At 73.2% G+C, this 20488-nt stretch carries 14 protein-coding genes; 8 read left to right on the top strand and 6 right to left on the bottom strand.

Features of this window, described 5'->3' with window-relative positions:
• Positions 1–324 precede the first annotated feature (324 nt).
• Positions 325–3873, top strand: a complete 3549-nt coding sequence (mfd, locus tag ABZ312_RS22840) for a transcription-repair coupling factor (RefSeq protein WP_500328692.1) — start codon at positions 325–327, stop codon at positions 3871–3873.
• Between the two features lie 85 nt (positions 3874–3958).
• Here the strand turns inward: mfd and ABZ312_RS22835 are convergent, their stop codons facing one another.
• Entirely contained in the window at positions 3959–5044 is a 1086-nt protein-coding gene (locus ABZ312_RS22835; RefSeq protein ID WP_500359966.1) for an acyltransferase, read from the bottom strand.
• Positions 5045–5632: 588 nt separating this feature from the next.
• On the opposite strand from ABZ312_RS22835, the gene ABZ312_RS22830 reads away from it, so the two are divergent.
• From ABZ312_RS22830 to ABZ312_RS22810, 5 genes are all read left to right on the top strand, one after another.
• On the top strand, positions 5633–6283 hold the full coding sequence (locus tag ABZ312_RS22830) for a DUF4956 domain-containing protein (RefSeq protein ID WP_500438640.1): 651 nt from the start codon (positions 5633–5635) through the stop codon (positions 6281–6283).
• On the top strand, positions 6280–7110 hold the full coding sequence (locus tag ABZ312_RS22825) for a polyphosphate polymerase domain-containing protein (RefSeq protein WP_500438639.1): 831 nt from the start codon (positions 6280–6282) through the stop codon (positions 7108–7110). Before ABZ312_RS22830 ends, ABZ312_RS22825 begins: the two co-directional genes overlap by 4 nt.
• Positions 7107–8000 carry a hypothetical protein gene (locus tag ABZ312_RS22820; protein WP_500438638.1) on the top strand — a complete coding sequence of 298 codons (894 nt, stop codon included), beginning with the start codon at positions 7107–7109 and terminating at the stop codon, positions 7998–8000. The genes ABZ312_RS22825 and ABZ312_RS22820 overlap by 4 nt, the downstream gene beginning before the upstream one ends.
• A gap of 166 nt (positions 8001–8166) precedes the next feature.
• Entirely contained in the window at positions 8167–8469 is a 303-nt protein-coding gene (locus ABZ312_RS22815; protein WP_500328687.1) for a hypothetical protein, read from the top strand.
• A 6-nt stretch (positions 8470–8475) separates the two neighbouring features.
• Positions 8476–9591, top strand: a complete 1116-nt coding sequence (locus ABZ312_RS22810; protein ID WP_500359968.1) for an acyltransferase — start codon at positions 8476–8478, stop codon at positions 9589–9591.
• Positions 9592–9676: 85 nt separating this feature from the next.
• On the opposite strand, the gene ABZ312_RS22805 is transcribed toward ABZ312_RS22810, so the two are convergent.
• Positions 9677–11995, bottom strand: coding sequence for a glycosyltransferase (locus ABZ312_RS22805; RefSeq protein WP_500328686.1), 2319 nt, complete (start codon positions 11993–11995; stop codon positions 9677–9679).
• Positions 11992–13380 (bottom strand): glycosyltransferase family 29 protein, encoded by a 1389-nt coding sequence (locus ABZ312_RS22800; RefSeq protein WP_500328685.1) that lies wholly within the window; start codon positions 13378–13380, stop codon positions 11992–11994. The genes ABZ312_RS22805 and ABZ312_RS22800 overlap by 4 nt, the downstream gene beginning before the upstream one ends.
• Before the next feature lie 453 nt (positions 13381–13833).
• Between ABZ312_RS22800 and ABZ312_RS22795 the strand changes: the two genes are divergently transcribed.
• Together ABZ312_RS22795 and ABZ312_RS22790 are read left to right on the top strand one after the other, a co-directional pair.
• Positions 13834–14802, top strand: a complete 969-nt coding sequence (locus tag ABZ312_RS22795; protein ID WP_500328684.1) for a glycosyltransferase family 2 protein — start codon at positions 13834–13836, stop codon at positions 14800–14802.
• A gap of 2 nt (positions 14803–14804) precedes the next feature.
• Positions 14805–16190: a polysialyltransferase family glycosyltransferase gene (locus ABZ312_RS22790; protein ID WP_500328683.1), complete on the top strand. Its 1386-nt coding sequence runs from the start codon at positions 14805–14807 to the stop codon at positions 16188–16190.
• 10 nt (positions 16191–16200) lie between these two features.
• Here ABZ312_RS22790 and ABZ312_RS22785 read toward each other — a convergent pair whose 3' ends face one another.
• The 3 genes from ABZ312_RS22785 to ABZ312_RS22775 form a co-directional block, all read right to left on the bottom strand.
• On the bottom strand, positions 16201–17730 hold the full coding sequence (locus ABZ312_RS22785) for a protein kinase domain-containing protein (protein WP_500328682.1): 1530 nt from the start codon (positions 17728–17730) through the stop codon (positions 16201–16203).
• A complete protein-coding gene (locus ABZ312_RS22780; protein WP_500438637.1) occupies positions 17727–18326 on the bottom strand; it encodes a hypothetical protein in 600 nt (199 codons plus the stop codon). The genes ABZ312_RS22785 and ABZ312_RS22780 overlap by 4 nt, the downstream gene beginning before the upstream one ends.
• 100 nt (positions 18327–18426) lie before the next feature.
• The gene (locus ABZ312_RS22775; RefSeq protein ID WP_500328680.1) at positions 18427–20436 is read right to left on the bottom strand and encodes an N-6 DNA methylase; all 2010 of its coding nucleotides are present in this window, start codon (positions 20434–20436) and stop codon (positions 18427–18429) included.
• Positions 20437–20488: the final 52 nt, after the last annotated feature.

Below are 20488 nucleotides of genomic sequence, written 5' to 3'. Positions count from 1 at the left end.
GCGGGGAACCCGGCGCCGAATGACGTGGGGGTGAACCGCGAGCCCCGAGGTGGGGGTCCCCCCGGCCGAAGGCTGGGGGCGTACGCCGGCGCGGCACCGACCCCACAACGACCGCGCGAGGCGGTCACTGACCGCGCCGGGCAATCGGGCGGGAGGGTGGGAGCACCCCCCCACGGCCACCCCGGGGGCCCGCGCGCAAACGACCCCGGACAGGTTGCGGCGCCGGGTGTCCGCGGAGCGTCGTACGCTGGGACACCCCGGCTCGTTCGACGCGTCGGGCTGTTCGCGTTGCCCCGCCTGTCTGCCTCTGGGACGGAAAGCCACATGAGCCTGAACGGTCTGCTCGACGTCGTCGTGGACGACCCCGCGCTCGCGGAGGCGGTCCGCGGTGCCGCGGACGGCAACCGCCCGCACGTCGACCTGGTGGGTCCGCCCGCCGCCCGCCCGCTGGCCCTGGCCGCGCTCGCGGCCCGCGCCGGCCGCACCCTGCTGGCGGTGACGGCGACCGGCCGTGAGGCCGAGGACCTGGTCGCGGCCCTCCAGTCGCTGCTGCCCGAGGACTCCGTCGTGGAGTACCCGGCCTGGGAGACGCTGCCGCACGAGCGGCTGTCGCCCCGCTCGGACACCGTGGGCCGCCGCCTGGCCGTGCTGCGCCGGCTGGCGCACCCCAGCAAGGACGACCCGACCGCCGGCCCGGTACGCGTCGTGGTCGCACCGATCCGCTCCGTGCTGCAGCCGCAGGTCAAGGGTCTGGGCGATCTGGTCCCGGTGGCCCTGCGCACCGGGACGACCGCCGATCTGAACGACGTCGTGGACGCCCTGGCGGCCGCCGCGTACGCCCGGGTGGAGCTGGTGGAGAAGCGCGGCGAGTTCGCCGTGCGCGGCGGGATCCTGGACGTCTTCCCGCCCACCGAGGAGCATCCGCTCCGGGTGGAGTTCTGGGGCGACGACGTCGAGGAGATCCGCTACTTCAAGGTGGCCGACCAGCGCTCGCTGGAGGTCGCAGAGCACGGCCTGTGGGCGCCGCCCTGCCGGGAGCTGCTGCTCACCGACGAGGTGCGGGCGCGCGCCGCCGAGCTGGCCGAGGAGCACCCGCAGCTGCGCGAACTGCTGGACAAGATCGCCCAGGGCATCGCCGTGGAGGGCATGGAGTCCCTCGCCCCGGTGCTGGTGGACGACATGGAGCTGCTGCTGGACGTGCTGCCGGCCGGGTCGATGACCGTGGTCTGCGACCCGGAGCGGGTCCGTACCCGGGCCGCCGACCTCGTGGCGACCAGCCGGGAGTTCCTGGAGGCCTCCTGGGCGGCCTCCGCCGGGGGCGGTGAGGCCCCGATCGACCTGGGCGCGGCCTCGCTGTGGAGCATCGCCGACGTGCGCGACCGGGCCCGTGAGCTCGGCGTCCCCTGGTGGTCGGTGAGCCCGTTCGCGGCGGACGAGGGAACACCGGACGACGAGGGCGACACCCTCAAGCTCGGCATGCACGCCCCCGAGGTCTACCGGGGCGACACCGCCCGGGCGCTGGCCGACACCAAGGGCTGGCTCGCCGACGGCTGGCGCGTGGTCTACGTCACCGAGGGCCACGGTCCCGCCGCCCGCATCGTGGAGGTGCTGGGCAACGAGGGCATCGCCGCGCGCCTCGACACGGGGCTGGACGGGCCGGTCGAGCCCTCCGTGGTCCATGTGGCCTGCGGCTCGCTGGAGAGCGGCTTCGTCGACCCGGCCCTGAAGATCGCGGTGCTCACCGAGACCGACCTGTCCGGCCAGAAGTCCTCCACCAAGGACATGGGCCGCATGCCGTCCCGGCGCCGCAAGACCATCGACCCGCTGACGCTGCAGGCGGGCGACTTCATCGTGCACGAGCAGCACGGCGTAGGCCGCTATGTGGAGATGGTGCAGCGCACCGTCCAGGGCGCCACGCGCGAGTACCTGGTGGTCGAGTACGCCCCCGCGAAGAAGGGCCAGCCGGGCGACCGGCTGTTCGTGCCGACCGACCAGCTGGAGCAGATCACCAAGTACGTCGGCGGCGAGGCGCCCTCGCTGCACCGCCTGGGCGGGGCGGACTGGACGAAGACCAAGGCGCGCGCGAAGAAGGCGGTCAAGGAGATCGCCGCGGACCTGATCCGGCTGTACTCCGCCCGCATGGCCGCGCCCGGCCACAGCTTCGCGCCGGACACCCCCTGGCAGCGGGAGCTGGAGGACGCGTTCCCGTACGCGGAGACCCCGGACCAGCTCACGACGATCGCCGAGGTCAAGGAGGACATGGAGAAGTCGGTCCCGATGGACCGGCTGATCTGCGGCGACGTCGGCTACGGCAAGACCGAGATCGCGGTGCGGGCGGCCTTCAAGGCGGTGCAGGACGGCAAGCAGGTCGCCGTCCTGGTGCCCACCACACTGCTGGTGCAGCAGCACTTCGGCACCTTCTCCGAGCGCTACTCGCAGTTCCCGGTCGTGGTGAAGGCGCTGTCCCGGTTCCAGAGCGACAGCGAGGCCAAGGCGGTCCTGGAGGGCCTGCGCGAGGGGTCCGTGGACGTCGTCATCGGCACCCACCGCCTGTTCTCGTCGGAGACCAAGTTCAAGGACCTGGGCCTGGTCATCGTCGACGAGGAGCAGCGCTTCGGCGTGGAGCACAAGGAGCAGCTGAAGAAGCTCCGCGCCAACGTCGACGTGCTGACCATGTCCGCCACGCCCATCCCGCGCACGCTGGAGATGGCGGTCACGGGCATCCGCGAGATGTCGACGATCACCACCCCGCCGGAGGAGCGGCACCCGGTGCTGACCTTCGTCGGCCCGTACGAGGAGAAGCAGATCGCCGCCGCGGTCCGCCGCGAACTGCTGCGCGAGGGCCAGGCCTTCTACATCCACAACCGGGTGGAGAGCATCGACAAGGCCGCCGCGCGGCTGCGCGACCTGGTCCCCGAGGCGCGGATCGCCACCGCGCACGGGCAGATGGGCGAGTCGGCGCTGGAGCAGGTCGTGGTGGACTTCTGGGAGAAGAAGTTCGACGTGCTGGTCTCCACGACGATCGTCGAGTCGGGCATCGACATCTCCAACGCCAACACCCTCATCGTCGAGCGGGGCGACAACTTCGGCCTCTCCCAGCTGCACCAGCTGCGCGGCCGGGTCGGCCGCAGCCGTGAGCGCGGTTACGCCTACTTCCTGTACCCGCCGGAGAAGCCGCTCACCGAGACCGCCCACGAGCGGCTGGCGACGATCGCCCAGCACACCGAGATGGGCGCCGGCATGTACGTCGCCATGAAGGACCTGGAGATCCGCGGCGCGGGCAATCTGCTCGGCGGCGAGCAGTCCGGCCACATCGCGGGCGTCGGCTTCGACCTGTACATCCGCATGGTCGGCGAGGCCGTGGCCGACTACCGGGCCGGCCTGGAGGAAGGCGGCGGCGAGGTCGAGGAGGCCCCGCTGGAGGTGAAGATCGAGCTGCCGGTCGACGCGCACGTCCCGCACGACTACGCGCCCGGCGAGCGGCTGCGTCTGCAGGCGTACCGGTCGATCGCCGCGGTGAACTCCGAGGAGGACGTCAAGGCCGTCCGCGAGGAGCTCACCGACCGGTACGGCAAGCTCCCGGAGCCGGTGGAGAACCTGCTGCTGGTCGCCGGGCTGCGGCTGCTGGCCCGCCGTCTGGGGGTCTGCGACATCACCCTGCAGGGCAGCAACGTGCGCTTCTCGCCCGTCGAGTTGCGCGAGTCGCAGGAGCTGCGGCTGAACCGCCTCTACCCCCGCACGGTCGTGAAGCAGGCGGCCAGGCAGATCCTGGTGCCGCGCCCCACCACGGCGCGGATCGGCGGCAAGCCGGTGGTCGGCCGGGAACTGCTCGCGTGGACGGCGGAGTTGCTGACCACGGTCCTGGACAGCTGAAGCCTCCAGGGACGCGAAAGGGCCCCGTCCGCGCGAGGTCGAGGTGCGCGGACGGGGCCCTTTCGCTCCGGAGGCCTCCCGCGGTTCAGCCCAGCAGGCGCCGCAGGTTCAGCCGGCCCCACAGCAGGCTGGTGGAGAACGACAGCACCATCACCGCCAGGACCAGCCCGACCAGCAGCACCGCGGCCACCGGTCCGCTCAGGTCCGGCGAGACCACGCGGTGGACCAGTTCCTCGACGAAGAGCACGTGCACCATGTACGCGCCCAGCGCCGCGCCGGCCAGGTGCTTCAGGCGCGGCTTGAAACGCTCCGGGATGCGGATCCGGCTGACCAGCAGCAGGACGCAGACGCTCATCGCGGCCACGAAGAGGTGGGCGTTGGGGATCACGTAGTGGACCCGCGTGTTGTACCAGAGGCACCCGGCCATGGTGAGCGGCAGCAGTACGACCAGCCACCGGCGCCACGGGACGGCGCCGGCCGGCAGGGCGAAGAGCATGGCGCCGCCGACCGCGTACACCAGGGAGTAGGTGCCGAAGCCCCAGGCCACGGGGGGCAGGTCGGTGTGGGTCAGGTCCCCGACCAGGGCCAGGACGCTCGGCAGGACCGCGATGCCCAGCAGCACCGCCCCCAGCCCCCAGGGCCGCTTGCCGTCCTTGATCAGCATCGCGAAGGCGAGCAGCACGATGATGGGGATGTAGTTGTACATGAACCACAGGTGGTAGGCGGGCTGCACGGAGCCGATGAGGGAGTCCCTCGCGAGCTCGGTCATGGGCCGCTCGTTGCGGTCCCGGAGCCAGGCCCACACCAGGTAGACCGCCGTCCACGCGAAGAGCGGGACGGTGTTGCGGACGATCCTCTGCCACATCCGGGCGCTGTCCCGCGGCGGGGCGCCGACCAGCACCGCCCATCCGGCGATGGCGAAGTACATGGGCACCGCGAACGGGTTGACCGCCTCGGCCACGTGCCCCGCCCAGTACGTCGCGGCCCCGTGGGACGCGTCGTTCCCGGTCGAGCGGATGAACTGGGAGCCCACGTGGCCCAGCATGACGGTGGCGGAGCACAGCAACCGCATCAGGTCGATGTCGTAGCGGTGTTCCCGCGCGTCGGCGGAGTGTCCGGGGGAGGCGGAACTGCGCTGCAACGGCAGTCGCACGGCTGTTTCATTCGACACCGCGTGATGATCGGGCACACGGGTGTCGTGGAACCGAACGGTCGCCCAACTCCCCGGGGCCTGGCGGTATCGGAACGGTCTCGGTCCGCCGGGCGGCGCCGGGGGCCGCGGTGGCCGCGGTGGCCCGGGGTGGCCGCGGTGCCGCCGGAGCCGCCCGGCGGGGTGCCCGTTCACCCGTGATTCGCCCTGATGTGGCGGGGGGTTCGTCCGGCGTCATCGGAGCGGGCTTCCCCTCACCCCTTCGGGTGTCATTGTCCGATGGCCGCAACGCGTGCGTGGCGCCGGGTCCCCTCTTCCCGCCTGGTGTTTCCCGTTCGGCCCGGCGTCCGGAGGTACCGGTGGGCGGCTTGCCCGGTGGGGGGCGCGGGGCTAGCGTCCGGCATCGCTGGACGGATCGTCCGGCGTGGGTGGACGGCGCCGGGACGCCCGCCCCGCCGCGGTAGTCCGTCCCGCGCGCCGATGACTCCCGGGCCCGGGGATCCGCCGTCCCATCCCCCTTTCCATGGACGGATCCCCGGGACCCGGGCTCACCACCCAGCCCCCGGAGGAACACGTGCCCGGACCACACCCGCCCGCCCGGCGCCGCGCATGACGCACGGACCCTGGGACCTGCTCGCCCGCGGGGGAGTGGACGTCCTGTCCCTCATGGCGCTGGTGGGCCTGCTCTACCGGCGCGGCTGCCCGGCCCCGCAGATGCCGCTGGTGCTGACGGCGCTCAACGTCGGCCTGTTCGCGGCGATGAGCGCGATGGGCGCGGGCTCGTTCCCGGCCGGGGTGGGCTTCGGGCTGTTCGGGATGCTCTCCCTGGTCCGGCTGCGCAGCACCGCCTTCACCGCCCGGGACGTCGCGTACACCTTCACGGCGCTGGTGATCGCCCTGTGCGGGGGCCTGCCGCAGCGGGAGATCTGGTTCGTCGTGGCGCTGGACGTGCTGGTGCTCGCGGCCGTCCTGGTCGTCGACGACCCGCACGCCCACCGGCCGACCCGGGTGGTGCGCCTCACCCTGGACCGCCTGTACGCCGACCCCGCGGCGATCCACCGGGAAGTCGTGCTGAGGTTCGGCCAGGAACCGCTGGCGGTGCTCGTGGACGAGGTCGACTTCGTGCGCGAGACGACCCGGGTCTCGGTCCGCTACCGCGGCGACTCGCCCCTGGGCTGGGGGCTGCCGGACGACGGTGCGGGGCCGGCTGCCGCCGGACGGGGCGGCCAGGACAGCCTGCTCGAGAGCAGGCTCGTGTGACCGGCCCGGAGGGCTTCGCCGAGGCGCTGGGACTGGCCCGGCTGCGCGGGGCGACCCTCGCCGAGGTCGACGCCGCCGCGGCACTGCAGCACCGGGTCGACCGCAAGTACCTGCTGCCGGCCCTGTCGGCGCGCTGCCTGGTCGCCGCCCTGGCGACGACGCACCACGTGCTGGACGTCGGTGGCCGCCGCACCACCGGGTACCGCAGCACGTACTTCGACACAGCCGGGCTCGGCGCCTGGTACGCGCATGTGCAGGGGCGCAGGCGCCGCTGGAAGGTCCGCACCCGGCTCTACGTCGAGGACGGGCTGTGCCGCGTCGAGGTCAAGACCAAGGACGGCCGCGGCGCCACGGTCAAGCACGCCCGCACCGTGGCCGCCCGGGAGTACGGCCTCATCGGCGCCGGGGCGGCCGCCTTCGTCGACGACGTGCTCGGCGCCGCCGGGGTCCCGGTCCGCTCCGGGCTGCTGTCCCCCGCCGGGGAGATCCGCTACGTCCGCGCGGCCCTCGCCGACCTGGCGGCCGGCAGCCGGGTCACCCTCGACGGCCGGCTCACCTGCCACCGCGGCCGGGCGACGGCCGCACTGAACCACGGCTTCGTCCTCGTCGAGACCAAGGGCGGACCCCGTCCGGGCGCCGCCGACCGGCTGCTGATGGGCCTGGGGGTACGGCCGCTGCCGCTCAGCAAGTACGTCGTGGGACAGGCCCTGCTCGTCCCGGGCCTGCCCGGCAACGACGTGCGCCGCCTGGTGCGGTACTGCTTCCACGCCCCCACGCGCGCCGAACCGGAGGCCCGGGTCCCCGGCCCGGCCGGACCCGCGTGGTGAGCACGGCCCACCGCAGGGCGCCGGTCCGCTCCCGGGCCCCCCGCACGGGCCGTCGGTACCCGGCCGTCGCCGTCGCCGCCGTGGCCGCGGCGGTCCTCGGCCTGATCGGCACCCACGTCACCGCCCCCGCGGACCCCGGGGCGGGCGGCGCGGTGCGGCGGATCGAGCAGGACCCGCCGCCCCCGCTGTTCCCGGACGCCGAACTGCGCGGCTGGACCACGCGGCTCGACGCGCAGCAGCGGGCGGCCGACGCGCTCTACGCCCGGTGGCGGTCGGGGCACGGCACCGCCCGCGACGACCCGGCGTTCGTCCGCTGGGCGGCGGACCAGATGCACGATCCGCCCGCGGAAGCCGCACGCGCCGCCGGACTCGGGGAGGTCCGCCGTCTCGCCCGTACGCGCACCGCCGCCGGCCGGACGGCCGCCGCGTGGCTCGCCGCCCACGGGGAGCGGGACATCTGGCGCCTGTACCTGGACGACCGGCGCGAACTGATGCCCCGCGCCGAGGGCGAGGCCGCCCGGGTCCGCCTGGACGCGGCGCTGGAGCTGGCCGGCACGATCAGCGGCGGGCTCGCCGGGCACTACCGGCGGTCCCGCCCCTCCGCCCTCGATCCCGCCCTGGGCCCGGCCCGGAAGGCCACCCCGGCCGCCGATTGCGCCTGCGCCTACCCGGCGGCGCCCGCGGCGCTCTCCTCCGCGGCCGTCGCCGTCCTCACCGCCTGGGCCCCGCGGCGCGCCGCCGAGTACCGCTGGATGCAGGTCCAGGTGATGCACGCCCGGCTCTACACCGCCGACCACCTACGGGACGACCTCCTCGCCGGCGCCCTGCTCGGCGCACTGGTCGGCGACTACATCCGGGCGGCGGACACCACCCCGACGAACCGCGCATGACCAACGGCACCCCCTGTGACCTGCGGCGCTAGCGCGTCCCCACGCCAGGTTCACCTGGACGCCACCCCGGGAACGCCGGTGTTCACCACATTCGCACCCGCCTCCCCCCATGGCGTCCCATAGTCTGCCGGGGCAGGTGATATCGGACAGCGACCGGGATGGATCCATGCACATCGCCGTCTTCGCCGAGGTGCCGGAGGCCGTGGGCCGGACCGGGTCGGCGGACGTGCCCGGCGAGGAAGCCGGGGAAACGGGGTACACGGGGGTCCAGGAACTGTTCGACATCGCCCGGTTCGCAGAGCGGATGGACCGCGCGTGGGGGCCGGCGGTCACGGACGGCCGTGCCGCCCCACCCACCGGCCCGCTGACCACCGTGCCCGCGATGACGGACCGGGCCCCCGTCCACGACCATCCGATCCCGCGGCCCGGCCGGACCCTGGCCGAGCTCCGCGAGCGCACCCGGGAGTGACCGCCGATCTCCGCCCAGACGACCACCGCCGCCCCCGCCCTCACCGCCGGTCACGCGACCGGGACGAGCGAGGTCTCCACCACGCCCGTCGCCCGGCCGCGTGAGCACAGATACGACATCGACCTGCTGCGCGTCCTGTGCTCCATCGGTGTCATCGTCTGCCACGCCGCCGGCCAGCTCCTCAACGCCGTGGGCCGCGAGCCCTCCGGCGGCCGGCCCGTCTACTGGACCGGGCTCGTCTCGGACGGGCTGACCCGGTGCGCGGTGCCGCTGTTCTTCGCGATCGCCGGCTGGGTCGTGCTGGTCGGCGCGACCCCCCGGGACGGCACGCAGGTCCGCAGACGGCTGACCCGCATCGTGGTGCCGATGGGCGTGTGGACCGCCGCGTACCTCGCCTGGGACTGGATCCGGGACACCAACTCCCGTCCCACGCAGCGGCTGGCCTTCGAGTCGCTGTTCGGCTCGATCCAGCCCGCCTACCACCTCTGGTACCTGTACGCCTACGTGCCGGTGATCCTGCTGCTCTCGCTCGCCGCGCTGATAAAGGCGGGCAAGCGGCCCTGGGGCCTGGGCGGCCTGCTCGTGCTGCTGGCCATCGCGCCGACCTTCATGGGCGACCTCGGCAAGGTCCTCCACGTCAACCTGCCCGACTTCGAGTGGAACCTGTCCCCGTACCAGGTCGCGTACGCCGCCGCCGGATCCGCGCTGCTCGCGCTGCCGCTCGCGGCCACCACCGGCCGCCGCCGGCGGCTGAGGTGGCTGGCGGCCGGGGTCTGCGCGTGGGCCGCGGTGGTCGCGTACGAGCACTGGGTGCACTACCCCTCGCCCTACGCGGGCCTCGCCGTGCCGTTCCTGGCGGGCGCGCTGGTGATGGCCCTCAACCGGATCAGCATCCCGGAGCGCCTCCGCCCGCTGGTGTCCCGGCTCGGCGGTGCGGCCTTCGGCGCCTACCTGGTGCACCTGATGTTCCTGCGGGCGCTCGCCCCGCACCTCGTCTCCGCCGACGCGGGCTGGCTGGGCGCCGTCCTCATGATCACGCTGCTGGTGACCGGGACCGTGGTGCTCTCCTTCGCCGCCAGCCTGCTGTGGACGCGCCTGCGGCTCAACCGCTGGCTGGGCTGACCCCCGAAGGCGCCGGAGCACGTGACGGAGGGGCGCCGTGTCGCGACACGGCGCCCCTCCTGAAGGACCGGTTCCCCCGGGAGGCTCAGCCGAGGACGGTCTTCAGCTTCGCCACGTTGTCCTGCGTCACCTTCCACAGCGCCTCCTGGCGCCCGTGGACGTCGGCGACGGTCGCCGACAGGTTGTCCAGGATGCCGATGGAGCGCTCCGCGAGGATCGCGCCGAGGTTCCGGTCGTGGACCGAGACGCCCCACTCCGGGCGCTCGATGTCGGACAGGAAGTACGCCATCTTCGGGTGGGAGATCAGGCTGATGATGGGCGTGCCGCAGCCGAACGGGATCATGCCCGCGTGGCCGCGCATGCCGATCACCAGCTTGGTGCGCGCGAAGGCGGTGCGCAGCTGGTCGGTGTCGAAGTCGTACATCGGCTCGACCGGCAGCGAGATGCCGTACTCACGCCGCAGGTCGAAGACGAAGCGCTCGTCGTCCAGCGCGTGGGCGGCGTAGCGGACCTCGGCGTGCTTGCCGATGGCACGGACCGCGGTGGCCATCTCCCGGAGGAAGTGGTCGTAGTCGTGGCCGAAGCGCAGCCCGGCGCGGTCGTAGGCGCAGTTGATCAGCACCGTGTCGTCCCGCTCGACCGGGTCCTGCCAGCCGGGCACCAACTGGCGGGAGACGGTGGTCGGGCAGGGCTGGAAGAGCACCCGGTCCTGCAGCTCCGCGGGGAGCAGCGCGCGGACCTTCTCCACCGAGCCGTGGTTGCGCAGACCGAAGAACGCCGACTTGGAGACCAGCAGCCGCAGGCTCTCCTCGAACCGGCGGCGCGTGTACGACTGGCCGTCGAAGGCGTTGTAGCCCACCGCGAAGACCGCCAGCGGGACGTCGATCTTCTCCAGCAGCCGGTCCGGCACGTTCCACTGCCAGGCGCTGTTGCCGTTCGGCGAGGTGTCCGGGATGAACAGTCCGCCGCCGCCGATGACCAGGCCGCGGCGGGAGTTCACCCGCTCCAGGGCCGCCTCGTCGAACAGCTTGTGCGCGTGGATGGAGTGCCAGCCGCGGTCACCGGTGTCCGGGCCGAAGCAGAGCCGGACCGTCTCGGGCAGGATCTTGTCGCCCGCGTTGCCCTGGCGCTCCATGTAGAACGCCACGTGCGCCAGCTGCTCGGAGGGGGTGCCGGTCTCGGCCGGGCGGGCGGCGATCGCCTCCGCGCGCTCGTACGAGATCCGGCAGGCGCGGTCGCTGACGTCCGCGTTGAGGCCGGCCAGGGCGTACTCGCGGGAGGCCGTGTTGTCGCCCAGGATCCACGCCATGTTCGCCAGCCGGCCGAAGGGGCGGGCGGCGGCCGGGGCGTGGGCCGTGGAGAGCAGCAGGTGGGCCGTGGCCTCCTCGTAGCGGGAGGTCGACATCAGGGCCTGGCCGAGCAGCTCGTGGGAACGGCTCTCGTCGGCCGGGATGGGGGAGCGGCCGAGGATCTCCACCGCGTCCTCGTACCGGCCCTTGGACAGGTACGCCTCGGCGACCTCGCGGACGCCGTCGTGCCGGCCCTCGCTCGCCACGAGGTGGCGGCCGAAGTGGATCAGCAGGTCCGGGTGCTTCTCGTCCTCCAGGGCCAGGAAGCGCTCGACGAAGTCCGCGTGGGGGAGGTCGTACTCCTGCCACGCCGCCTCGGCGCCCGAGTAGCCGTGCTCGCCGCCGTTCCACGGCTTGTGACGGCCGGTGAAGTGCAGGATGACGACGTCTTCCTCGTCGGGGGAGCGGTCGCCGGACAGCCGCCGCTTGACGAAGTTGTAGCGCGGGTCGATCTTGACGAACTTGCCCGCGAGCAGGGCGTTGAGGATGCCCTGGTCGTGCTTGTCGAGCTCGTACGTGCCGGAGGTGCCGACGGCGTCGATCTGCGCGCAGAACTCGTCGGTGAGGTACTCCTTCTGGATGACCAGCAGACCGCTGTTGAGCTTCGACTGGTCCAGCAGGAACTGCGGCACCGCGCCGACGCCGTGCCGCATCCGAAGCAGCTCGCCCAGGTCGCCGAGGACGACCATGTCGGTGTCGAGCGTGATGACCGTGTCGTAGTCGCGGATCCGGAAGACGTCGAGGATGAAGTACGCCTTGCGGATCAGGTAGTTCTCCGGGTCGCCCTTGACGAAGCCGTCGTAGCGCTCGGGGACGACACGGCGCATGACCACGCGCGGGTGCAGCTTGCGGATCTCGGTGACCGAGGCCGGCTGCAGGTCGTCGTAGAGGACGACGAAGTCCTCGCAGAGGCCGGGGTTGGTCAGGGCCAGGCTGCGCAGCAGGGCGAGGAAGCCGGGCAGGTAGTTCTCGTCGACGTACGACGCGAAGGCGACGCGGCGCTTGCCGGTCAGCGTTTCGCTCCGGGGTGCCGGAACCGGGACAGAGGCGGTCATCGGAGCGATATCCTCATTTCAGTGACGTCCTGGGCGCGGGCCATGACCCATTCCTTCTCGTCCGCGTAGCCGTGCGCGGTGGCGATCGGGAGCTTCATCGCTTCCTGCAGGCGGTAGGCACCGCTGTCGTAGAAGTCGAACCCGATGAGGTCGATCTTCGGGTTGACGTCCAGGAAGTCCAGCAGCCACAGCATGTTGAAACCGCTGGTGGGGATGGACGGCATCACGTCCTCGCCGATCCTGCCGATCTCGCGCACCGGCCAGCGCAGCGTGCGGTCGCCGACGTAGCGCTGGGCGCCGGGGACCAGGCGGCGGCGGACCGAGTTGCGCCACTGGTGGTGACTGCCGCTGAAGACCAGCCGCGTCTGGACCTTCTTGTCCCAGTTGAAGTTGTGCAGGTGGATCGTCGCGTGGATGTCGGTCTTGGTGCCGGTGGCCGGCGCCTCGATCCGGTACGAGTTGAAGCGGACGACGAGGTCGTAGGAGTCGATCTCCTGACCCATCGTGCTGGAGCCCACCCGCTGGGAGTTGGCGACCAGACAGATCGTCTTCCCCGCGATGAGGTTGCGGAAGTCGCTGAGGCCGACCATCTCGGAACCGGTCAGCGCCGGGTCCGGGATCGGGTCCAGCTCGCGCAGCCGGCGGTCGTCGGCGTACAGCTCGAGCAGCTGGGTCGAGCCGGCCAGCCGGCCGCGGTCCCGCTCCAGACGGAGGTTCACGTAGTCGGTCAGCGCCGCGCGCACCGAGGTGGCGGAACCCTCCTGCTCGCTCATCCCGACGAGCGCGGCCACGAGCCGGGGCTCGGCGCGCTCCCAGTCGCCGGCGTCCTTGAGGGCCAGGCCCTCGGCCCACAGCTCGGTCTCCGGGACGCCCGCGAACTCACGGGAGCCGGGGGCCTCCTGCTGGAGCAGCTGCAGCGTCCGCGCGAGGCGCTCGCCGCTCTCCCGCAGCTTGGTGATGCGGCCCGCGATGTTGAGGTCGTCGTTGGGGGTCAGCGCCAGGAAGCGCTCGTACGCGGCGATGGTGGCCGCGTCGTCGCCGAGCGCGTCCATCAGGCGCGCCCGCAGGCGCCAGCCGGCCCGGGACTGCTTGCGGACGCCGAGGACCGTCTCGGTGATGCGCGTCGCGAGCTGCAGCTCGTCGGCGCCCTGCACGTCCACGGCCTTGTTGCCCACCTCGAGCAGGGCGTCGAAGACCTCGGGGTTCGACTTCGGCCAGGTGCTCTTCCCACCGGTGAGTGCGGCGGCGTCACCCGGATCCGTCATCGCGGCCGCGTACCGGGCCAGCAGTTCCCGGATCGCCTCGGCGAGCTGGCCCTTTCTCCAGTCCAGGTTCTTGGCGAGCTTGCCGCCGTGGACCGCACAGGACCGGACGCACTCGGCCACGGAAACCGAAGCGATCGGAATATCCGCGCCCGCGGAGTTGTCCAATCTTTTCTCGAGCCATCCAGCCCGGAACTTGACCATGCTGCTCCCAACAATGACACGGCCGCTGGGGAGAACTGCATGGGTTTCCCGCGCGGATCAACAGACGCCGCCCGGGCACCTCGACGCACATGGACACGCGCACGGCACATGGGGCGGAGGCGATCACCATAGGGAGCGGATATGACGTTCAAGTGAACGAGGATATAAGCGGATGCGAACGGGGAAGGCGGCGGTCGGGGGGCGTCGCGGGCGACATGGGGAAAAGCGGGAGTTCGTATTCCGTATTCCTTGCGTTCACCTTGCCGAAGCATTCCCGACGCCCCCTCTGGATCTAGTCCGATACGCTTGTCCTCCGGCACCGTCCGGGGGGCCGGAGTCCGTGGCCCGCGTCGAGATCGTCTGGATTCCCAGGTGCCCAAACTTTCGGTAATCGTCCCCTTCCGCAATATTCAGCCATATGCGCACGACATGTTGTGCGGGCTGGCCAACAATGCGGGGGCGGACACCGAGTTCATCCTCGTCGACGATCACTCGACGGACGGCACCCCGGAGATCCTGGACCACTGGGAGCGCCGGCTGCCGGGCATGAGGGTGATCCGGCACGAGCAGAACAAGGGCGTCGCCCAGTCCCGCAACAGCGGGCTGGACGCGGCCGGCGGGACGTACGTGACCTTCCTGGACGGCGACGACTGGTACGCCCGCGGCTACCTCGACGAGCTCGTCGCCGGCATCGAGCGGCTGGGCTGCGACTTCGTGCGCACCGGGCACGTCAAGGCCACCGGCACCGAACGGGTCGTGCACCGCCCCCCTGCCAGGCGCTGGGACGCCGTGCTCGACCCGCGCGACGCGATCACGCCCTCGCACGTGTCGACCATGGTCGACTACCCCTTCGTCTGGGCCGGGATCTACCACCGCCGGCTCTTCGAGGACGGCGGCATGCGCTACAGCACCAGCCTGCGGACCGCGGAGGACCGCGAGTGGGTCTGGCGGCTGCACCTGACGGCCCGGTCCTTCGCGGTGATCCGCCCGGTCGGGGTCTTCTACCGGCGCGGGGTCAGCGACTCGCTCACCCAGATCAGCGACGGCCGGCAGCTGGACTTCATACCCGCCCACGACGCGATACTCGACGACGTGCTCGCCGACCGCGAGGCCGAGCGCTTCCTGCCCAAGATCGTCCGCACCTACTGCGCGCTGATCGCCTTCCACATGTCCAACGTGCGGCGCTACGACGCCGGGACCGGCAGGCAGCTCAAGCGGCAGTCCGCCGTCGCCCTGGCCCGCATGCCGCAGGACGTGCTGGACCGGACCCTCGCCGAGATGGACGTCCAGCGCGCCCACGTGCTCCAGCGGCTGCGCGCCGACGCGCGGAAGGCGGCCTGACGATGACCCTGCCGACGGCCGAACGGGCTGAGGAGAGCATGAACCACGACCGGGCCCAGATCTTCGAGGTCTCGACCCTCTACGGCGCCGCGACCCTCGCCGCCGCCCTGGACGCCGGCGCCTTCGGGCCCCGTACCGGCACCCGGCGCATCCTGCTGGTGAGCAACAACGCCCCGGTCCCCGAGACGGTCGTCCAGCTCTCCGACATGCACGGGTACCAGCGGATCGTCACCCGCTTCGACGAGGTCGTCTCGTGGAACGAGGTGATCCACCCGCACCGGCCCTCCAAGTGGGCCCCGTTGGAGGACGAGAGCTCCATCTGGCAGCGGTTGTTCCGGCACTCCTGGGGCCTGGGCGACGTCCCCGTCGAGCTCGTCGTGGAGTCGATCCAGGTCAACCCGGCACGTGCGCTCGCCACGATCTTCGCCGAGAGCGCCGTCCACGTGTACGCGGACGGCCTGATGAGCTACGGGCCCACCCGTGAGAAGCTGCCGGGCCCCCTCGGCAACCGCGTCCAGCGGGTCCTCCACCTCGACCTGGTGCCCGGACTGCGCCCGCTCCTGCTGGCGGAGACCGGCGCGGAGCCCGAGCTCGTCCCCGACGACGCCTTCAGGGCCGTGCTCAAGGAGATCGCCGTCGAGGCGGCGGACGACCCCCGGCTCACCGCCCTCGCCCAGGACCCGCCGACCGCGGTGCTGCTCGGCCAGTACCTCGCCGCCCTGCGCATCCTCACCCCGCAGGAGGAAGAGGAGCTGCACGTCACCATGGTGCGCGGCGCGATCGCCGCGGGTCACCGCTCGATCGTCTTCAAGCCCCACCCCACGGCGCCGGCCGGCTACTCCAAGGCGATGGAGGAGGCCGCGGCCGCCGAGGGCGCGCGGCTGCGCGTCCTGGACGGCCCGCTGCTGGCCGAGACGCTGTACGAGGTCTGCCGGCCGGAGCTGGTCGTCGGCTGCTTCTCCACCGCGATGCTCACCGCGAGCGCCTACTACGACGTCGCGATCGCACGGGCCGGGACCCGTCTGGTGCTGGACCGGCTCACGCCGTACCAGAACAGCAACCGCGTCCCGCTGACCATCGTCGACCACCTCGTGCCCGACGTCGCCACCCCGGGTGCCCAGGGCGGCGCTGCCGGGGAACTCGCCCCGCTCGTACGGGCCGTGGGCTTCTGCATGCAGCCCAGGATGCACCCCGGGCTGCGTGAGGAGACCGCGGCGTGGCTGCGGGACCACCTCGGCCCGGACACCGAGTACTACTTCCGGCGCCGCCGCCTCACCTCGCTCGGGCTGCCCGGCGGCGGCCCGCTCAGCGCCGCCCAGCGGCTGCGCGGCAACACCACCGTGCGCCGCATGGTGCGCGTGGCCCGCCGCCTGCGCTCCCGGCGTTAGGCGCCGGCCGCTAACGCCCGACCTGCCCCAGCCAGGTCAGCGTCCGCCGTACCTCCAGCGAGAAGGGGTGGTGCGGGCCGTGCACCCGGTCGGAGTCGTACAGCAGGCGGGACAGCACGTCGTGGGCGGCCATGCGGTCGCCCACCGACAGCAGCAGGTGGCCGATGCGGCGCCGCACCTCCAGCGGAAGCTCCGGGTCGGTGGCGCGGTACTGCTCGAAGGAGGGCAGCAGCGCCCGGTACTCGGCGAGCGCCGCCGGGGCCTCGCCCAACTGCTCCAGGCACTGCGCGGCCTCGTAGCGGTACTGCAGCGACTGGCGGCCCAGCGGCCCCGACTCGGCGGCCAGTTCGTCCGCGAGCCGGCGCAGCTCCGGCAGGGCGCGGCGGTACTGGCCGTCCTCCATCAGCGTGGCCGCGTACTGCTTGCGCAGCATCCGCACCACCGGTGACTGCTCGCCGTGCTTCTCCGCGGCGGCCGGCAGCACGCCGCCCAGGATGTCGACCGCCTGCGTGATGCGTCCGGCGTCGAGCAGCCGCTTCACCTCGTCGACGGCCTCCGCGATGCCGTGGCCCGCGGGGGCCCCGGTCGCGCCCGGGGCGGGGGTGGGCTGCGAAGGGGCGGCCGGCCGGTCGGGCCAGGGCGCGAGCGGACGCAGGAAGGGGCGGGTGGGGTCCATCGGCCCGAGGGGGCGGTGGACGACGCCGGGCACCGGCAGCAGCGGCGCCAGCCGGCGGTAGGTCTCCTGGGCGTCGGCCGGGCGGTGCTGCGGGTCCTTCGCCAGCAGTTGCAGCACGAGCGCCTCCAGCGGTTCCGGCACCTCCGGGCGCACCTGCCGCAGCGGCACGGGCTGCTCGTACAGGTGCCGGTGCAGCACGCCGAGCGCCGTGGCGCCCGCGAACGGGACGGTGCCGCTGACCAGTTCGTGCAGCAGCACCCCGAGCGCGTACAGGTCGGTGCGGGGCCCGACGGCGCCGCTCATCGCCTGCTCGGGCGCCATGTACGCGGGCGTCCCGATGGGCGTGCCGGTGTGGGTGAGCCGCGTCGTGTCGGTGTCGAGCACGGAGGCGACGCCGAGGTCGAGGACGACCATGGTGCCGTCCGGACGCACCATCACGTTGCGGGGCTTGAGGTCGCGGTGCACGATCGGCACCGCGTGCACCGCCGACAGCACGGCGCACAGCTGCGCGGCCACGGCGACCGCCCAGGGCCAGGGGTAGGGGTCGTGCTCGGCGAGGTGGTCGGCGAGGTCGGCGCCCTCCACGTACTGCATGACGAAGTACAGCTCGTCCGCGTCGCTGCCCGCGTCGTGGACGGTGACCAGCCCCGGATGGTCGACCTGGGCGGTGACCCGGCACTCCCGCTCGAAGCGCCGGCGCAGTTCCTCGGCGTCGCCGCCGCCGGCCACCTTGTCCGGGCGCAGCAGCTTCACGGCCACCCGCCGGTCCAGCCGCCGGTCGTACGCGGTCCACACCTGGCCCATGCCGCCCTGACCGAGGACCGTGGCCAGCTCGTAACGGCCGGCGACGATCCGTCCGTTCACTGACCGCCCTCCTGCTTGCGCAGCAGGTCGCTCAGCTCGTCCAGTTCGGCCCGCACCTGGTTGATCCGCGGCGGGTGCGGGTGCGGGTGCGGGTGCGGGTGCGGGGGTGCGGGCGACTGCGGCGGCACGGGGGCCTGCGGCGCGGCGGGCGGGGGCGGGGTCGTGCGGTAGGGGTTGTAGTCCACCGGCGGCTGCGGCGGCGCCTGCTGGTGCGGCGGGGCGTACGGCACGGTCGTGGCGTACGACGGGTAGCCGGGCACCGCGGCCGCCCGGTGCAGCGCCAGGTCGGCCACCAGGTAGTGGACGCCGACCAGGGGGACGAGGGCGATGGCGGTGAGCATCGCCACGTCGGTCCAGGGGCTCTCCTCCGGCAGCGTGCCGACGGTCGCGAAGGAGGCGATGCTCACCGCGGTGCAGATCCAGAAGAACACCCAGTCCATGGTCCGGCGCCGCTGGATGGCCAGGTGCAGCAGCGGGAGGCCGGACAGGAAGCCGCAGCTGATCGCGGTGATCGTGAGGAAGATGGCACGGAGCGTGATCGCCGTGGCCTTGGACTGAGCGGGTGGGTACGGCGGGACCGGGCCGGGGCCGTTCATCACTGCTCTCGTACTCCCTGGACATCAGTGCGGAGGACAGCTGCGGGTGGTATCGCGAGAGTATCCGCCGTCGCCGACGGGCTGTCACCCGATCCCGTAACTATTCGGGACGCACCGTGCCGTCGGTCAGCCCGTCGTAGAGCCCCTGCACCAACTGCTCACCCAGCTGTCCCGCCAGCCGCAGGGTCTCCTCGAAGGCGGCCAGGGTGCGGAAGCGTTCACCGTACCGGCGCTGGTCGGCCGGCGGCAGCCGCGGCACCTGGAGCCGGCGGACGTCCAGCCGCGTCGCGGTGGAGGCGTAGCTGCTGGCCTGGCGGTTGTTGGCGGTGCCGCGCAGGAAGCCGGCGAGGAACCAGGGGTCCAGGGCGGCCGGGTCGGGGCGCAGCAGGTGGAGGTTGCGGCCGAGGGCCGCCCCGGCGGTGGCGGCGTCGACGACGCGGGCGGCCGAACCCCGGCCGAGCACCGGGACGACCACGTCGCCCTCCTGCGTGAGGACCGGCTCCTCCCCGGGTGGCCCCTCGGGCAGGCTGCCGCTCGGCGCGCCACCGCCGAGGACGTCGTGCTCGGTGAGCACGGCGGGACCGCCACCGGGGCGGGCGCTCCCGGTGCCGCCCGCGCGCAGCACCAGCGCCCCGGCACGGGCCAGTTCGCCGACCGTGGTGAGCGGCCAGCGGGAGGGCTCGGCCGCCCCGGCGGGGGCGGGGGTGAGCTCGGCGGTGCGCAGCAAGGTGGCGGCCAACCGGTCGCGCACCCCGGCGAGTTCGGCCGCCCCGCCGCCCGCGGCGGGCGGCGGCAGGTGGCGGGCGGGGGCCAGGTCCACGTCGTCGTCGAGCAGGTCGATGACCTTCAGGGCGCGGCTCACACCGGGCCGCTCCTCCGTGGTGCCGTGCCGGTCGAAGGAGTGCCAGGCGTCCAGCACGGTGGCGCGCACCGACTGCCAGGGCACCTTCTCGCCGCCGGGGGCCGCGTCCTGCGACCCCGCGGTGTCGACCAGCAGCAGGTGCGGGGAGGCCGCCGCGCCGGCGCCCGGCCTGCGCAGCACCCACAGGTGGAGCGGGATGCCGTACGGGGGCGCGGCGCCGGCCGGGAGCGCGACCACCGCGCGCAGGGCGCCGCGCCGCAGCAGGTCGGCCCGGATCCGGCGGCCGGAGCGGCGCGAGGCGGCGGCGGGCGGCATGAGCAGCACGACGGTCCCGCCCTCCCGGACCCGGGCCAGGCAGTGCTGCACCCAGGCGAGTTCGGACTCGGTGCGGGCAGGGAAGCCGTACTCCCAGCGGGGGTCGTAGGCGAGGTCCTCGTGGCCCCAGTTGCGCTCGTTGAACGGCGGGTGGCACAGCACCGCGTCGGCGGCGAGCCCGGGGAAGGCGTCGGCGCGCAGGCTGTCGCCGCCGGCGACCCGCACCACGGCGGCGGGGTCGGCGTGCAGGGCCAGCCGCAGCGCCGCCAGCGCGGCCAGGTCCGGGTCGGCCTCCTGGCCGTACACCTCGTGCGGGGCCTCGACGGCACGCAGCAGAGTGCCGGTGCCGCAGGCGGGGTCGAGCACGGTACGGGCGGGGCCGGCGAGCGCGGCCATCAGCTCGGCGGGCGCGGCCGGGGTCAGCGTGTACTGCCGGGGGTTGGCGTCCAGGTGGCGTCCGAGCAGGAACTCGTAGGCCTGGCGCGGGCCCATTCCCGCGGCGAGCTCGGCGGCGCCGCGCAGCAGTTCGGCGTCGACGGGGGTGCCCAGGGCGAACCGCCCGCCGAAGTGCCGCTCGAAGAGGTCCCGTACGGCGTCCTCGGCCTCGGCGCCCTCCATCCGGGGCCCGTCGGCGGGGTGGTCACGGACCAGCAGGCAGACGGCGCCGGCCTGCCGGAGCGCGGCCGCGGTGCCCGAGGGATGGGACTCGGCCCGCTGCCAGACCCGTTCACGCAGCGGGACCTCGGCGAGTTTGCCCTGGGCACGGAGCCAGCTCTCGACCTCCGGCAGCGCGAAGGCCGGGCTGGTGTCGGTGCCCCCCACGGGCTTGGGGAAGTCGGCGTGCCTGCGGCGCCAGTTGCTGACGGCCGCCCGCCCCACCCCGGCCAGCCGCGCGATCCCGGCGGCGGTCACCTCGCTTGCGTTCTCCGGCACCTGGCTGGCTCCCTTCCCGCGGCGGGGTGCGGCTGTGGCCCCGAGCATAGCG

This window comes from Streptomyces sp. NPDC006207, assembly GCF_040613835.1.
Classification (GTDB): Bacteria; Actinomycetota; Actinomycetes; order Streptomycetales; family Streptomycetaceae; genus Actinacidiphila.
This window is presented reverse-complemented; position numbering and strand designations above follow the sequence as displayed.